The 15,159-nt window shown below is 53.7% G+C and carries 15 protein-coding genes; 13 read left to right on the forward strand and 2 right to left on the reverse strand.

Going from position 1 to position 15,159, the window contains the following annotated elements:
• The first annotated feature begins 317 nt into the window (after positions 1-317).
• Positions 318-1,475: a CaiB/BaiF CoA transferase family protein gene (locus DFR47_RS08715; protein WP_113944040.1), complete on the forward strand. Its 1,158-nt coding sequence runs from the start codon at positions 318-320 to the stop codon at positions 1,473-1,475.
• A gap of 20 nt (positions 1,476-1,495) precedes the next feature.
• Positions 1,496-2,596 carry an extracellular solute-binding protein gene (locus DFR47_RS08720; RefSeq protein ID WP_210207297.1) on the forward strand — a complete coding sequence of 367 codons (1,101 nt, stop codon included), beginning with the start codon at positions 1,496-1,498 and terminating at the stop codon, positions 2,594-2,596.
• A 92-nt stretch (positions 2,597-2,688) separates the two neighbouring features.
• On the opposite strand, the gene DFR47_RS08725 is transcribed toward DFR47_RS08720, so the two are convergent.
• Together DFR47_RS08725 and DFR47_RS08730 are read right to left on the reverse strand one after the other, a co-directional pair.
• Positions 2,689-3,537, reverse strand: a complete 849-nt coding sequence (locus DFR47_RS08725; protein WP_113944042.1) for an amidohydrolase family protein — start codon at positions 3,535-3,537, stop codon at positions 2,689-2,691.
• Positions 3,538-3,571: 34 nt separating this feature from the next.
• Complete coding sequence (locus DFR47_RS08730) at positions 3,572-4,351, reverse strand: IclR family transcriptional regulator (protein ID WP_113944043.1); 780 nt, start codon at positions 4,349-4,351, stop codon at positions 3,572-3,574.
• A gap of 169 nt (positions 4,352-4,520) precedes the next feature.
• On the opposite strand from DFR47_RS08730, the gene DFR47_RS08735 reads away from it, so the two are divergent.
• The 11 genes from DFR47_RS08735 to DFR47_RS08785 all read left to right on the forward strand — a co-directional run bounded on the left by DFR47_RS08735 (position 4,521) and on the right by DFR47_RS08785 (position 14,805).
• Complete coding sequence (locus tag DFR47_RS08735; protein ID WP_113944044.1) at positions 4,521-5,834, forward strand: ABC transporter substrate-binding protein; 1,314 nt, start codon at positions 4,521-4,523, stop codon at positions 5,832-5,834.
• 143 nt (positions 5,835-5,977) lie between these two features.
• Complete coding sequence (locus tag DFR47_RS08740; RefSeq protein WP_064320111.1) at positions 5,978-6,871, forward strand: carbohydrate ABC transporter permease; 894 nt, start codon at positions 5,978-5,980, stop codon at positions 6,869-6,871.
• Positions 6,872-6,873: 2 nt separating this feature from the next.
• Complete coding sequence (locus DFR47_RS08745; RefSeq protein ID WP_064320112.1) at positions 6,874-7,752, forward strand: carbohydrate ABC transporter permease; 879 nt, start codon at positions 6,874-6,876, stop codon at positions 7,750-7,752.
• 7 nt (positions 7,753-7,759) lie between these two features.
• A complete protein-coding gene (locus tag DFR47_RS08750) occupies positions 7,760-8,857 on the forward strand; it encodes an ABC transporter ATP-binding protein (RefSeq protein WP_113944045.1) in 1,098 nt (365 codons plus the stop codon).
• 2 nt (positions 8,858-8,859) lie between these two features.
• Positions 8,860-9,975, forward strand: coding sequence for a mandelate racemase/muconate lactonizing enzyme family protein (locus DFR47_RS08755; RefSeq protein ID WP_113944046.1), 1,116 nt, complete (start codon positions 8,860-8,862; stop codon positions 9,973-9,975).
• Complete coding sequence (locus tag DFR47_RS08760) at positions 9,975-10,319, forward strand: L-rhamnose mutarotase (RefSeq protein ID WP_113944047.1); 345 nt, start codon at positions 9,975-9,977, stop codon at positions 10,317-10,319. Before DFR47_RS08755 ends, DFR47_RS08760 begins: the two co-directional genes overlap by 1 nt.
• Positions 10,312-11,391 (forward strand): Gfo/Idh/MocA family protein, encoded by a 1,080-nt coding sequence (locus DFR47_RS08765; protein ID WP_113944048.1) that lies wholly within the window; start codon positions 10,312-10,314, stop codon positions 11,389-11,391. The genes DFR47_RS08760 and DFR47_RS08765 overlap by 8 nt, the downstream gene beginning before the upstream one ends.
• Positions 11,392-11,393: 2 nt before the next feature.
• The gene (locus tag DFR47_RS08770) at positions 11,394-11,840 is read left to right on the forward strand and encodes a MaoC/PaaZ C-terminal domain-containing protein (RefSeq protein WP_113944049.1); all 447 of its coding nucleotides are present in this window, start codon (positions 11,394-11,396) and stop codon (positions 11,838-11,840) included.
• A gap of 2 nt (positions 11,841-11,842) precedes the next feature.
• The gene (locus DFR47_RS08775; RefSeq protein WP_113944050.1) at positions 11,843-12,577 is read left to right on the forward strand and encodes an SDR family oxidoreductase; all 735 of its coding nucleotides are present in this window, start codon (positions 11,843-11,845) and stop codon (positions 12,575-12,577) included.
• A gap of 35 nt (positions 12,578-12,612) precedes the next feature.
• On the forward strand, positions 12,613-13,458 hold the full coding sequence (locus tag DFR47_RS08780) for a fumarylacetoacetate hydrolase family protein (RefSeq protein WP_113944051.1): 846 nt from the start codon (positions 12,613-12,615) through the stop codon (positions 13,456-13,458).
• A gap of 69 nt (positions 13,459-13,527) precedes the next feature.
• The gene (locus DFR47_RS08785; RefSeq protein ID WP_113944052.1) at positions 13,528-14,805 is read left to right on the forward strand and encodes an L-fuconate dehydratase; all 1,278 of its coding nucleotides are present in this window, start codon (positions 13,528-13,530) and stop codon (positions 14,803-14,805) included.
• Positions 14,806-15,159: the final 354 nt, after the last annotated feature.

A 15,159-nucleotide genomic window follows, 5' to 3' on the forward strand; every position in this document is an offset into this window, starting at 1 on the left:
TTAAGCGAAATATAAAGAAAACGCCAATGCAGAGTGCCTTGAAGCACTAGATACTGCTCCAATACATTTCATTCTATAGGGCTTTAATCTGGGTGTATAATGGCACCGTACACAGGAATGATGTCGGTAGTAAAGTATAAGGGATGATAACACTGAGCGAGATTCAATCATAGCTCATAACCGCAGATACTTGCTTCAAAGTTTTGAACACAATGTCTTCTTGGCTATACGGTGATTGCAGATTTCAACCTTGCTATAAAATAATTCGTATGTGAATATTACATTCAAATACGAATTATATGGGAGGGTATAATAAAATGACAGAGAGTGAGCTGCCACTTAGCGGGCTTGTGGTTCTGGATATGAGCCAGTTTTTATCTGGGCCTTATTGCTCACTGAGACTGATGGATCTGGGAGCCCGTGTTATCAAAATTGAGCGCCCTGACGGTGGAGATCTGTCTCGCGGCCTTTATTTGAGCGATACGGAAATTGGCGGAGACTCCACGATCTTCCACGCCATTAATCGCGGCAAAGAGAGCATTGCTCTTGATCTAAAAAGCCCTGACGATCTGGCCTCATTGCGGAAACTGATTGCTCAGGCGGATGTCGTTATTCAAAACTTCAGACCCGGTGTTATCCAGCGGTTGAACCTCGATTACGAAGCGGTAAAAGCGCTCAATCCGTGCATCGTCTATGCGTCCATCAGCGGTTATGGCGAAGAAGGCCCGTGGGTCTCACGACCGGGGCAGGACTTGCTGGCACAGGCACGTTCAGGTTTAATGTGGCTCAATGGCGATGAGGGACAGGGACCAGTGCCTTTTGGTCTTGCCGTTGCCGATATGCTGGCCGGCGCTGCAGCGGCACAGGGTATCCTCGCAGCACTTGTGCGTCGCGGCATTACCAATAAAGGCTCGCATGTCGAAACCAGTCTTCTGGAAGCGCTGGTCGATTTTCAGTTCGAAGTTCTGACAACCTATCTCAATGATGGCCGCCGCCTGCCGAAACGGTCAGATTTCCGCAGTGCCCATGCTTATTTGTCTGCACCTTATGGGGTTTATCAGGCTGCAGACGGTTTTCTCGCAATTGCCATGATGCCGATACCCAAGCTCGCCGCGCATCTGGACATGCCCGAACTGGCACCATTTGCAGAGGACAGCGCGAGTTGGTTCACAAAGCGCGATACCATCAAACGACTGATTGCCACCCGAATTGCACAAAAAACGGTCGGTGAATGGCTCGCAATTTTGGAACCTGCCGATATCTGGTGCGCCCATGTGCTGAACTGGGAAGAGCTTCTCGCAAGCGAAGGTTTTTCTGTGCTTGATATGCTGCAAACCGTCACCCGTGAGGATGATGTTGCAATTACAACCACACGTTCACCACTGCGTATCAACGGATATCGGGCAAAAGCAGCCCACGCCGCGCCCCGTATCGGTCAGCATAGCCAAAACATCAGAGAGGAGTTCGGCCTGTGAGTTCTGTCCGTCTGAGAGGTATGACATGGAGCCATCCCCGCGGGTTTGATCCTTTAGTTGCCGGTGCTGCACAATGGTGCAAGGATCAGGGTGTCGAGGTCACATGGGAAAAACGCTCATTACAGGATTTCGAGACATTTCCGGTCGAGGAACTGGCGCGTAATTTCGATTTGATCGTCATTGATCATCCGCATGTCGGGCAAATTACTAAAGAAAAATGCCTGCTCCCGCTTGATATTGCCGGTCGAGAGACGGAACTGCGTGCGCTTGCTGACGGTTCTGTCGGGCAGTCTTTTCCGAGTTATCACTGGCAAGGGCACCAATGGGCTTTTCCGCTGGATGCGGCAACGCAGGTACAGGCATGGCGCCCCGATTTAATAACGCATGCGGCAGCTTCGTGGGATGAGGTTCTGCACCTTGCCCGCGCAGGCAAAGTATTATTACCGTTACTCCCGCCGCACTCCCTTATGAGTTTTTATACGCTGGCGGCCAATAATGGCACCCCATGCGCGGCACAGGGCGAGCTGATTGCTTTGCAAGACGGTTGCGAAGCCTTTGAAAAATTAAGAGCACTCGCAGCTTTGGTAAAACCGGAATGTTTCCTGATGGACCCGATTGCCGTGTTTGAGGCAATGGCTGAGCCGCAATCCGGTATCGCCTGTTCACCACTGATCTATGGCTATGTGAATTACGCGATGCCAGAGTTTCGGGAACATCTGATCCACTTTGCCGATATTCCGGCAGGTGCGGCGGGCGTCGCAGGGTCTGCTCTCGGCGGCACCGGCATTGCTGTTTCCGCATTCACGCAGTATCCTCAAGCCGCCATTGATTTTGCCTATTGGATCGCAAGCGGGGACATACAAAAAGGACTCTACGCAGGTTCTAACGGGCAGCCCGGCCACGCAGCGGCATGGGCTGACGAGAGCGTTAATCAGGCTGCATCTGATTTTTATCGCCAGACACGGGCAACGCTGGAAGGTGCATGGGTGCGACCAAGGCACGACGGATATATGCCGTTTCAGGATGCTGCATCTAAGCGAATTAACAAGGCTTTGCAGGATAATGAGGCTTCAAAAACGGTCATAACCGATCTTAACCGCCTCTTTCGGGAAAGCTTTTAATAAGATCAAAGAGACAATCGACAGGGCGTTTCTGCTTTGAAAGAAACGCTCTGTCGCTGTTGTCGCATGTCTTTTCAGACTGCAACTGAGATTTACAGTTTCCAGATCCGGCGTGCATTCTCTGACAAAAGCCGCGCTTTTTCAGTTTCGCTGCACCCTTCGAGCAAAGCATGAGTTGCGGCAACCCATGCGGATAATCCGCCACCAGCCGGACTTGCCAAAGTACAAACCGGCCAGTCACTTCCCCACACGACGCGATCCCAGCCGAATGCCGCAATAACATGTTCAACATAAGGACGCAGGGTCCCGACATTCCAGCTGTCGGCATCACAATAAGCGACAACACCGGAAATTTTTGCCACAACATTGCTACGCTTTGACAGTTCGGTAATTCCCTCTTTCCAGCTCTCCGGCGCTCCGGATTTAATATCCGGTATGCCACAATGATCCAGAATAAAAGTTACATCAGGCGCGACATCTGCAAGGGCTGCCGCCTTGCTGGTCTGATGTGGTAAGATACAGAGGTCAAATGTCAGTCCTGTGCCCTGGATTCGCTTGATGTTCTCTCTGAAGAGAGGATTTTCCGACAGGTCATCGGGCATAACATGCAGAACGCGGCGGAATCCTTTTACAAACCCGTTCTTTTGCTGCTGTTGCAGATAATCCGGAAAATCCTCATCCTCAGGGCGGCAGGAAACCATCGCCCCCTTGATAAAGTGACCGGATTGCTGTGCTGTTTTTTGGATATAATCCGTTTCTGCGTGCATCAGATCAGGCGCAGCATCGGCTTCCATATGCAGGGCAGCGCTTATTCCGCAGCGCTCGGCCTCCTGCCTGTAAGTGGCAAATAAATAATCCCTGTCCAATGGGGGGAAGCTGGCAAGCCACGGATAGTTTAGTGCCTTTTTATCAATGAGATGCAGGTGGGTATCGATCAACATGACAGTTCCTCCTCCGGCCAGTTTTTCTCTGAATTTATTCTGTGCCCGCGATATCTGCACCAACGAGTTTCGAAAGATCTTTAACTGTCTTTTGCAACAGAGTGATCGTCTGAGTAATATCGGGTCCTGATGATGAATTAACCAGCGTCACATATGGAATAGTCAGAGCTGCGATGCAGGTACCGTCAGAGCCGAGAATGGGTGCGGAAAGATTATAAACACCGGCCATTTGTGCGCTCGGCATCATTTCATAGCCGCGCTCGCGTATCTGATCGAGACGGTCATAAAAACTCTGCCCCAGCTGCACTTTTTCATCATTTTTTATATGGGCGGCAATCATCATTTCGCGCTCTTCCGGTGAACTGAAGGCCAGAAGAATATGGCCGGAGCCGGTATCAAACATACTGATATGTGAGCCCACCCGAATAGAGATGCCCCAATAATCCGGCGCTTCCTGCTGGGCAATCACCACGACAGAACCACGATCAAACACTGCAAGCTGGTTCGCCTGTTTTGATCCCTGCGCAAGATCCCGCATATAGGGCATGGCAAATGATGCAAGACGCCGGACGGGCGCATGCAGCTGCCCCAGCCCGAACAGTTTTAGCGTTAAACTATAGCGGTCGCCATCGAGCTTGGTCACATAACCGCGTTTCACCAGACGATCGAGCATCCGGTAAAAAGAATTCGGATTACGGTCTAAATGCTTTGAGATTTCTGCCTGCGTCAGACCGCCGTCAACCGTGGCGAGCAGCTCTAAAATATCAAGCCCTTTATCGAGTGCGGGGGCACGGTAACGATCGTCAATATCCATAACAATCTCCTCAATGAAATCCGGCTTTCATATATGAAGGCGAAAACTTGTTAAAGTTAGTATTACACTTAAACCAGCTTGACCACTGCTGAATATTATGTTTGCATATAAATATTAACTTCACAAATGGGGAATGGCAGAAAACTGCCGGAAGTTAGGAGGAAACGAAATGAGAAAAGCATCATGGATGCTGGCAGGCACCGCTATACTTGCCCTATTGGCTACCCAGACATCTGCAGCGGAACTTCCGGGGAAATTTGAAGGCGTCACCATCAATGCCAAGCTCATTGGCGGTCAGCAGTATGAAGCGCTGTATTCGCGCATTGCTGAATGGGAAAAGGCGACCGGTGCCAAGGTCAACATCCTGTCCAAGAAGAACCACTTTGAACTGGACAAGGAAATTAAGTCGGACATCGCTTCGGGTTCGATCAACTGGTGTGTCGGCTCCAACCACTCGTCTTTTTCGCCGCAATATCCTGACCTTTATGCCGATCTGAATGGTTTGCTTCCTGCAGGTGAAATCGAAGGTTTCGTGCCATCGGTGATCAAGGCTTCGACGCTTAACGATAAACTGGTCATGCTGCCACGCGCGCAGTTCGACGTCTCAGCGCTCTACTATCAGAAGAGCCTTTACGAAGACGACGCCAAGAAGACCGCATTCAAGGAAAAATACGGTTACGATCTGGCACCGCCTAGGACATGGAAAGAAGTTTCCGATCAGGCTGTGTTCTTTGCCGATCCGCCGAATTTCTACGGCACGCAGTTTGCGGGCAAGGAAGAAGCCATCAACGGCCGCTTCTACGAAATGCTGGTCGCAGAGGGCGGCGAATATCTCAAGGACGGCAAGCCAGCTTTCAATTCTGAAGCCGGTGTCCGTGCGCTTGATTGGTTCGTCAATCTTTACAAGGCCAAGGCCGTTCCTGCAGGCACCACCAATTATCTCTGGGATGAGCTGGGCGCTGGCTTTGCATCCGGCACCATTGCACTCAATCTGGATTGGCCAGGCTGGGCGACCTATTTCAACGATCCAAAGTCGTCGAAGGTCGCAGGCAATGTCGGTATCGTTCCTCCGCCGGCAGGTTCTTCCGGCAAGCGCACCGGCTGGTCGGGTCATCACGGCTTCTCGGTCACTGAATCCTGCGGCACCAAGGAAGCTGCTGCTTCGCTCGTCTGGTTCCTGACCAACGAGGATTCGCAGAAGCAGGAATCGGCTGCCGGCACGCTGCCAACCCGTACCGCTGTCTGGGATTATGTCATCGAACAGGCTGCTTCCGATCCGTACAAGAAGGAAGTGCTCTCGGTGTTCCAGGAAACAGCAAAGACCGCTTTCCCGGTCCCGCAGACCCCGTCATGGATCGAAATTTCCAATGCTGTCTATCCTGAGCTTCAGGCTGCAATCCTTGGCGACAAGACCTCGCAGCAGGCGCTTGACGATGCAGCCAAGAAGGCAACGCAGATCCTTGAGGATGCTGGCGAACTCTAATTTTGCCTTGTGATTTAAACCTGTGACTTCATGGCCCGCTCTGAACAGGGGCGGGCCATTCCAAACGCATCCCAAAAAGTGTGTAGCGGTTTTGGGACAAGATGCGCGCGCTTTGATGCTGGCTTAATCACTTCGGAAGAACAATGTTTAAACGAATTTCCCCGCCGGTTTTGCTTTTGCTTCCGGCCTTCATCATCCTCGCTGCGGTGGTTCTGTTTCCCCTCGCGCTTTCGCTTTATTCAAGCTTCACGCCATTCCGGCTGACGCGTCCCGACAGCCTGTTCAACTTCATCGGTCTGCGAAATTATCAGCGCATCATGGGTGATTGGGTGTTCTGGGCTGCATTCATTCGCACGGTGATCTTCCTTACCATCGCGCTCAATCTGGAAATGCTGCTCGGGCTTGGTCTGGCGCTGCTCATCAATAAGGCCACCCACGGCCAGCGCGTTTTGCGCACGCTGATGATGTTCCCGATGATGTTTTCGCCGGTTTTGGTTGGCTTCCAGTTCAAATTCATGTTCAACGACAATATCGGTCTTGTGAACAATGCGCTGCAATCGCTGGGTATCACCGACACCGCCATTCCATGGCTGATCGACGGCAATCTGGCGCTGTTTGCCATTCTGATGGCAGAAGTCTGGATGTCGACCTCGGTGTTTGCAATCCTCATTCTGGGTGGTCTTCTGTCCATGCCGCAGGATCCGGTTGAAGCCGCGCGCGTTGATGGTTGCACGCCATGGCAGACATTCCGCTATGTCATCTGGCCTTATCTGATGCCATTTGCCTTCATCGCGATGACCATTCGTTCGCTCGATGTGGCGCGTGCCTATGACATTGTGAAGATCATGACCGATGGTGGTCCGGCACGGCGAACCGAGCTGATCTGGACGCTGGTCGGGCGCACCGCCTATTCGGATGCGCAGATGGGACTGGCCAATGCAATGGCCTATATCGCGATCCTGCTCTCGATCCTCTTCACCGTAATGTTCTTCCGTAAGCTTGCAGCCGCACGCGCGCAAATCGGAGCGGAGTGGTAATCATGGCTTCCAAAACCCTCTCTAATGATCAGCATCGCCTGCTGCGCCGCGTCAAGAAAGTCGCCTACCTCATCGGCCTGTTTCTTGCGATGACGATCATCTGCCTGCCCGGTCTGTGGATCGTGCTGTCCTCGCTGCGTCCGCCGGTTGAAATCATGGCAAAGCCGCCGGTCTGGATACCGCAGGAAATCACGCTCGACGCTTATTATGCAATGTTCTCTGGTGCTGGCGGCGGCGGCATTCCGGTCTGGGATTATTTCCGCAACTCGCTGATTATTTCGGTCACATCCACCATCATCGCGCTGATCGTCGGCATTTCAGGTGGCTATGCCTTTGCGCGCTTCCGTTTCTGGGGCAAGTCGACGACATTCCTCGGCCTCATGCTGACACGTTCGGTGCCGGGCATTGCCTTGTCGCTGCCGCTCTTCATGCTCTATTCGCGCATTGGCATTATCGACACGCATTTCGGTCTGATTGTCACTTATGTGGCGCTCAATGTGCCATTCACGATCTGGCTGATCGACGGCTTCTTCCGTCAGGTGCCGAAGGATCTGGCTGAAGCAGCCCAGATTGACGGCTGCACGCGCTGGCAGGCTTTCTGGCAGGTGGAATTTCCGCTGGCTGGTCCCGGTATTGCGACTGCTGGCATCTTCGCCTTCCTCACCTCATGGAACGAATATGCGCTGGCTTCCCAGCTCACCCGTTCGGTCAATTCCAAGACCCTTCCTGTCGGTCTTCTCGATTACACCGCTGAATTCACCATCGACTGGCGTGGCATGTGCGCGCTGGCGGTCGTGATGATTATTCCGGCGCTGACCCTCACATTCATCGTTCAGAAGCATCTTGTTGCTGGTCTGACGTTCGGCGCGGTTAAAGGTTGATATTACAATGGCTCAGCTTTCCATTAAAAATCTCGTCAAGCGCTATGGCACAATCGAAGTGGTGCATGGCATCAATCTCGAAATCGCCGACAAGGAATTTGTAGCGCTTGTTGGCCCGTCCGGCTGTGGCAAGTCCACAACGCTGCGCATGATCGCAGGTCTTGAAAGCATTTCCGACGGCGCGCTGGAAATCGGCGGCAAGGTGGTCAACGATCTCCCGCCGCGTGATCGCAATATCTCCATGGTGTTCCAGTCCTATGCGCTTTATCCGCATATGTCGGTGCGCGAAAACATGGGTTTCTCGCTCAAAATCGCCAAACAGCCACAGGCGGAAATTGACCGTCGCGTCAATGAAGCATCAGCTATTCTTGGCCTTGAAGCGCTGATGGAACGCCGTCCGGCACAGCTTTCAGGCGGCCAGCGCCAGCGCGTTGCTATGGGCCGCGCCATCGTGCGCAATCCGGAAGTGTTTCTGTTCGACGAACCACTGTCCAACCTCGATGCGAAACTGCGTACGCAGATGCGCACGGAGATCAAGAAGCTCCACGCCAAAGTGCAGTCCACCGTCGTGTATGTGACGCATGATCAGGTTGAGGCCATGACGCTGGCCGACCGCATTGTCATCATGCGCGATGGCCATATTGAACAGGTCGGAACACCGGATGAAGTGTTCAAGCGTCCGGCCACCCAGTTCGTTGCGGGTTTTATCGGCTCACCGCCGATGAATATGGCAGAGGCTACCGTGCAGGGTTCGGAACTGGTCTTCGCCAGCGGCGACCGTCTGCCAGTGCCTGCACAGTTCAAGGCCAAGGTTACGGATGGAGCCAAGGTGACGTTCGGTCTGCGTCCGGATGATCTTTTCCCGACCGGCCACGGTCTGTCGTCGGGTGGTGCCAGTACATCGCATGAGCAGGATCTGCGCGTTTCGATCACCGAGCCGCTTGGCAATGAAACGCTGGTTTTTGTCGAGTTCGCGGCTAAGGAATGGGTGGCGCGTATGCTCAACCCGCGCCTTCTCAATTCCGGTGAAGCAATCTCCATGCATTTTGATCTGTCGCAGGCGCATCTGTTTGATGCGGCAAGCGGCAAGAGTTTGGCGGTATAGATATGGCACGCATTGAAAAAGTTGAACTGCGCATGGTCGACCTTCCGCCGAAGGTCAAGCGCACCGATGCGATCCAGAGCTTCGTCAGTCAGGAAACACCAATCGTTACCATCACCGACAGTGATGGGGCGGTGGGGACGGGCTACAGCTACACCATCGGCACCGGCGGCTCGTCCGTCATGCGGCTGTTGAACGACCATTTGGTGCCGCTTATCCTGAATGAGGATGCGGATTGCATTGAGGCGATCTGGCGTAAGCTCGAATTTGCGACCCACGCCACAACCATCGGCGCGATTACCGCTTTGGCGCTTGCTGCCATTGACACGGCCCTCTGGGATTTGCGTGCAAAGAAACAGAACCTGCCGCTGTGGAAGCTTGCAGGCGGTGCCAAGGATCGCTGTCCGCTTTACACGACTGAAGGCGGTTGGCTGCATATCGAGAAAGAAGCACTGGTTGAGGATGCACTCGCCGCCAAAGCGAAGGGGTTCTCTGGTTCCAAAGTGAAAATCGGCAAGCCGCATGGTTCGGAAGACTATGCGCGTCTTTCTGCTGTTCGCGCAGCCGTGGGCGATGGCTTTGAAATCATGACCGATTGCAATCAGGGTTTTACGGTGGACGAAGCGATCCGTCGTGCCGAGCGGCTGAAAGAGCTTGATCTGGCGTGGATCGAAGAACCGCTTCCGGCTGATGATCTTGACGGCCATATTCGCCTGACCCGCTCCACCCCGACACCGATTGCAGTTGGTGAATCGATCTATTCGATCCGCCATTTCCGTGAATATATGCAGAAGGGCGCTTGCTCTATCGTGCAGGTGGATGTGGCGCGTATCGGCGGTATCACACCGTGGCTGAAAGTGGCACATGCCGCAGAAGCCTTCGACATTCCGGTTTGCCCGCACTTCCTGATGGAACTGCATGTCAGCCTCACCTGTGCCGTGCAGAACGGACGCTATGTCGAATATATTCCGCAGCTTGATGAACTGACCACCAAGGGTATGGAAATTCGTGATGGCCACGCCATTGCGCCATCGGAAGCTGGTATTGGCATTTCGTGGGATTGGGATGCCGTCCGCAGTCGGTCGGTTTCCGAATTCACCCGCGAGATTGTGAGGTCGTAATGGCGCAGCGCCAGAAACAAAGAATGGGCATGGTGATCGGGCTGAAGCCTGAAAAGATCACAGAATACAAGAAGCTGCACGCGAGCGTGTGGCCGGAAATTCTGGCGCTCATTTCCGAGTGCAACATCACCAATTATACGATTTTTCTCAAAGAGCCGGAAAACCTGCTGTTTGGCACATGGGACTATGTCGGCACCGACTTTGAAGCTGACATGAAGAAGATGGCCGATAACCCGAAAAATCAGGAATGGTGGTCGGTCTGTATGCCATGTCAGAAGCCGTTGGAAACCCGAAAAGAGGGTGAATGGTGGGCGATGATGGAGGAGGTTTTTCATCATGACTGAGGCTTTTGATCCGAAAAGCCTGCGCCAGTGGTGTGCGAAGCCCACGCAGCCAAAGCCGATTGTCATTTTCGGTGCGGGCAGCATTGTCGGCGACGCACATCTGCCTGCCTACAAGAAGGGCGGTTTTCCTGTTGCAGGTATTTTCGATCCTAATCTGGAAAAAGCATCGGCACTTGCCAACCAATGGGGCGTGAAGGCTTTTGCCAGCATTGAAGAGGCGCTAGCCGTTGGAAGTGCGATCTTCGATCTGGCCACGCCGCCCTCAGCCCATGTTTCGATCCTTGCGCAATTGCCCGAAAGCGCTGCGGTTCTGATCCAGAAGCCGATGGGCAGTGACTTGGATAGCGCAACGGAAATTCTGAAAACCTGCCGCGCGCGCAATCTCAAAGCCGCGGTGAATTTCCAGCTGCGTTTCGCACCGATGATGCTCGCTCTTTACGATGCGGTCGATAAGGGCTTGCTTGGTGAAGTCGTGGATTTTGACGCATGGCTGGCGCTTGCAACCCCTTGGGGTCTGTGGCCGTTCCTCAAAGGCCTGCCGCGCATCGAGATCGCCATGCATTCGATCCATTATCTGGATTTCGTGCGCGGTCTGCTCGGCAATCCGCAAGGCGTTCACGCCAAGACGCTTGGGCATCCAAACCACGAAGTCGCACAGACCCGCACCGCTGCAATCCTCGACTATGGCAACCGCGTGCGCTGTGCGCTGTCGATCAATCACGATCATGACTTTGGCCGCAAGTTTCAGGCCTGCGAGTTCCGTATTTGCGGGACTGAGGGTGCTGCTTACGTGAAACTCGGCGTCAATCTCGACTATCCGCGCGGCGAACCGGACGAGCTTTGGATTAAGCCAAAGGGTGGCGACGACTGGGTGCAGGTCGCGCTTGAAGGTGCATGGTTTCCGGATGCGTTCCTCAATCGTATGGCGCAGTTACAGCGTTTCGCCTGTGGCGAAGACGCTGAATTGATCGGCTCGGTTGAAGATGCATGGCACACCATTGCGCTGGTCGAAGCGGCCTATCAGTCAAGCGCTGCGCCCGCCACGCCGCTTGCCGCAAAACCGGAGTTTTGATCATGTCTGAACAGGTAATCTATTTTGAAGATTATGAACTTGAGGCTCAGCGCATAACCTATGGCCGCACGATCACCGAAACGGATTTTGTGGTTCACGCTGGTCATACGGGCGATTTCTTTCCGCACCATATGGATGCGGAATTTGCAAAAACCCTGCCGGGTGGTCAGCGCATTGCACATGGCACGATGATCTTTGCAATCGGTGTCGGCCTGACTGCGACGCTGATTAACCCTGTAGCGTTTTCCTATGGCTATGACCGTCTTCGGTTCGTGCGTCCGGTGCATATCGGCGATACGATCCGCACGCACGTGACGATCAGCGCAAAAGAAGACGACCCGAAACGGAAAAATCTGGGCCGCGTTACCGAGCGGTGTGAAGTGCTTAATCAGCGGAACGAAGTGGTGCTTGCTTGTGACCACATCCTGCTTGTTGAACGGAAGGCATGACTATGACGATACGATTTGATGGAAAAACCGCATTGGTGACAGCTGCCGCTCAAGGCATTGGCCGTGCGAGTGCGCTGGCTTTTGCGGAAGCAGGCGCCAAGGTTTATGCGACCGATATCAACGAAGCAGCGCTGAAGGAACTCAACGGTGTTTCGGGTATCATCACCCGCAAACTCAACGTGCTTGACGAGGCGGCAGTGAAGGCACTCGTTGCCGAGATCGGTCAGGTCGATATCCTGTTCAACTGCGCGGGCGTTGTCCATGGCGGTTCGATTTTGGAAATGAAGGACGAAGACCTCGACTTCGCCGTCAATCTCAACGTCAAGGCGATGATCCGCACCATTCAGGCTGTGCTGCCGGGTATGCTGGAGCGCAAGGATGGTGCCATCGTCAACATGGCATCCGTCGCTTCAAGCGTCAAAGGCGTACCGAACCGCTTTGCTTATGGCGTCACCAAGGCGGCTGTCATCGGTCTGACCAAGGCTGTTGCTGCCGACTATGTTGCCAAGGGCATCCGCTGTAATGCCATCTGCCCGGGGACTGTTGAAAGCCCGTCGCTGCAGGACCGTCTGCGCGCACAGGGCGATTATGAAGAGCAGCGTGCAGCCTTCATCGCGCGCCAGCCAATTGGCCGCATCGGCCAGCCGGAAGAAATTGCCGATCTCGCGGTCTATCTCGCGGGTGCAACTTACACGACCGGTCAGGCATATAACATCGACGGCGGCTGGACCATATAAGTTCGCCACTTCAAATCCCCAAAAGGAGTAATCTCATGAAATTTCTTCGCTATGGCGAAACCGGTCAGGAAAAGCCGGGCCTTCTCGATGCCGACGGCAATATCCGTGATCTCTCTGCCCATGTCAGTGATCTGTCGGGTGCCGTTCTCAACCCTGAAGCACTCGCCAAGCTCGGTTCGCTGGACGTCAATGCGCTGCCAAAGGTCGAAGGCAACCCACGCCTTGGCCCATGCGTTGCAGGCACCGGCAAGTTCATCTGCATCGGTCTCAACTATGCCGATCACGCAGCAGAATCCGGCATGGCTGTACCACCAGAGCCAGTTATCTTCATGAAGGCAACCTCGGCTATCGTAGGTCCGAATGATGATCTGCTGATCCCGCGCGGTTCGGAAAAGACCGACTGGGAAGTCGAACTCGGCATCGTCATCGGCAAGACAGCGAAATACGTTTCGGAAGAGGATGCGCTTGATTATGTTGCTGGCTACTGCACGCTGCATGACGTCTCGGAACGCGCTTTCCAGATCGAACGTGCCGGCCAGTGGACCAAGGGCAAATCTTGCGACACATTCGGCCCGACCGGACCATGGCTGGTGACGAAGGACGAAGTTGCTGATCCGCAGGATCTCACAATGTGGCTCACCGTTAATGGCGAAACCATGCAGGACGGCTCGACCAAGACCATGGTCTATGGCGTGCGTCATCTGGTTTCCTATCTCTCGCAGTTCATGTCTCTGCAGCCGGGCGATATCATCTCCACCGGCACGCCTCCGGGCGTTGGCATGGGCATGAAACCACCGCGCTACCTCAAGGCTGGCGATGTTGTCGAGCTCGGCATTGAAGGTCTCGGTTCGCAGAAGCAGAACGTGCGCGCGGACGTTTAATTTTCTTGAGCATGATCTCTAAAACCGATCTCCATTTTTGGGGATCATGCTCAGATCACGGAATCAATCATGACGAAAATTACTGATCTGCGCGTCTTCGATCTGCGCTTCCCGACTTCACAAAGTCTGGACGGTTCCGACGCGATGAATCCGGACCCGGACTACTCGGCAGCTTATGTCATTCTCGATACGGATGACGAAGCGCTGAAGGGCCATGGCCTCACCTTCACCATTGGTCGCGGTAACAATATTTGCTGTCAGGCCATTCTCGCCATGCGCCATCTGGTTGTCGGCTCCTCGATGGATGATTTCCTCGCGGCTCCCGGCAAGTTCTGGCGTTACCTGACCGGCGACAGCCAGCTGCGCTGGATCGGCCCGGACAAGGGCGCGATGCATCTCGCCACCGGTGCGGTCGTCAACGCCTTCTGGGACCTGGCTGCAAAGCAGGCGGGCAAGCCGGTATGGCGGCTCGTGGCCGATATGTCGCCGGAAGAAATCGCGGACATCGTCGATTACCGCTATCTGTCCGATGTGCTGACCCGCGATGAAGCTTTAGAAATTCTGCGTAAAGCGGAAAACGGCAAAGCCGAGCGTATAGCTTCGCTCGAAGCCACCGGCTATCCTTGCTACACGACTTCGGCTGGCTGGCTCGGCTATGGCGACGACAAGCTGCGTCGTCTTTGTCAGGAAGCGATTGATGAAGGCTTCAATCACATCAAGATGAAGGTTGGTCGTGATCTTGAAGACGATATTCGTCGTCTCACTATCGCGCGAGAAGTGATCGGTCCGGATCGTTATCTGATGATCGACGCCAATCAGGTGTGGGAAGTCGATCAGGCGATCGAGTGGGTCAACAAGCTTGCTTTCTCCAAGCCGTTCTTCATCGAAGAACCGACCAGCCCGGATGATGTTGCAGGTCATCGCAAAATTCGCGAAGCCATTGGCGACGTGAAGGTTGCGACCGGCGAAATGTGCCAGAACCGCATCATGTTCAAGCAGTTCATCGCGGAAGGCGCTATCGACATTGTTCAGATCGACAGCTGCCGTATGGGTGGCCTGAATGAAGTTCTGGCCGTGCTGCTGATTGCTGCGAAATACAACAAGCCGGTCTGGCCACATGCAGGCGGCGTTGGCCTTTGTGAATATGTGCAGCATCTTTCAATGATCGATTATGTTGCTGTTTCTGGCACCATGGACGGTCGTGTGATCGAATATGTCGATCATCTGCACGAGCATTTCATCGAGCCATGCATCATCAAAGATGCGGCCTATATGCCGCCATCGCTGCCGGGCTTCTCGATTGAAATGAAGCCACAGTCGATTGCGGACTATATTTTCCGCGGCTGAGAATAGAACACTCTCATTCCGTTAGCTGACCGCTGCATTTTACGATGCAGCGGTTGACTCATGGTAATGAGGAAGTGCCAGCGAGTTTATGGCGGCGCACACGCAAAAGCAGACTTACCTGATTATAAACAACAAGGAACCTTTGCGTTGGACTATGTCCGTCTTCAAACCAATGTTCAGTCATTTATGGGATGTTGGTGTGCTTCTGATATAGGCGCCCGAAATGGTTAATAGCTGCACAGTTTGTCTGTTATAAAAAAACGTGGCCTGCCATAGCGTGCCATCAGAGCGCGTAAGAAATGTCTGATTTGAGTAACTTTAGCACAGATATGCGAATTGATGACTAGTATTATC

This window comes from Pseudochrobactrum asaccharolyticum (assembly GCF_003314995.1).
In the GTDB taxonomy this organism is placed as follows: Bacteria; Pseudomonadota; Alphaproteobacteria; order Rhizobiales; family Rhizobiaceae; genus Pseudochrobactrum; species Pseudochrobactrum asaccharolyticum.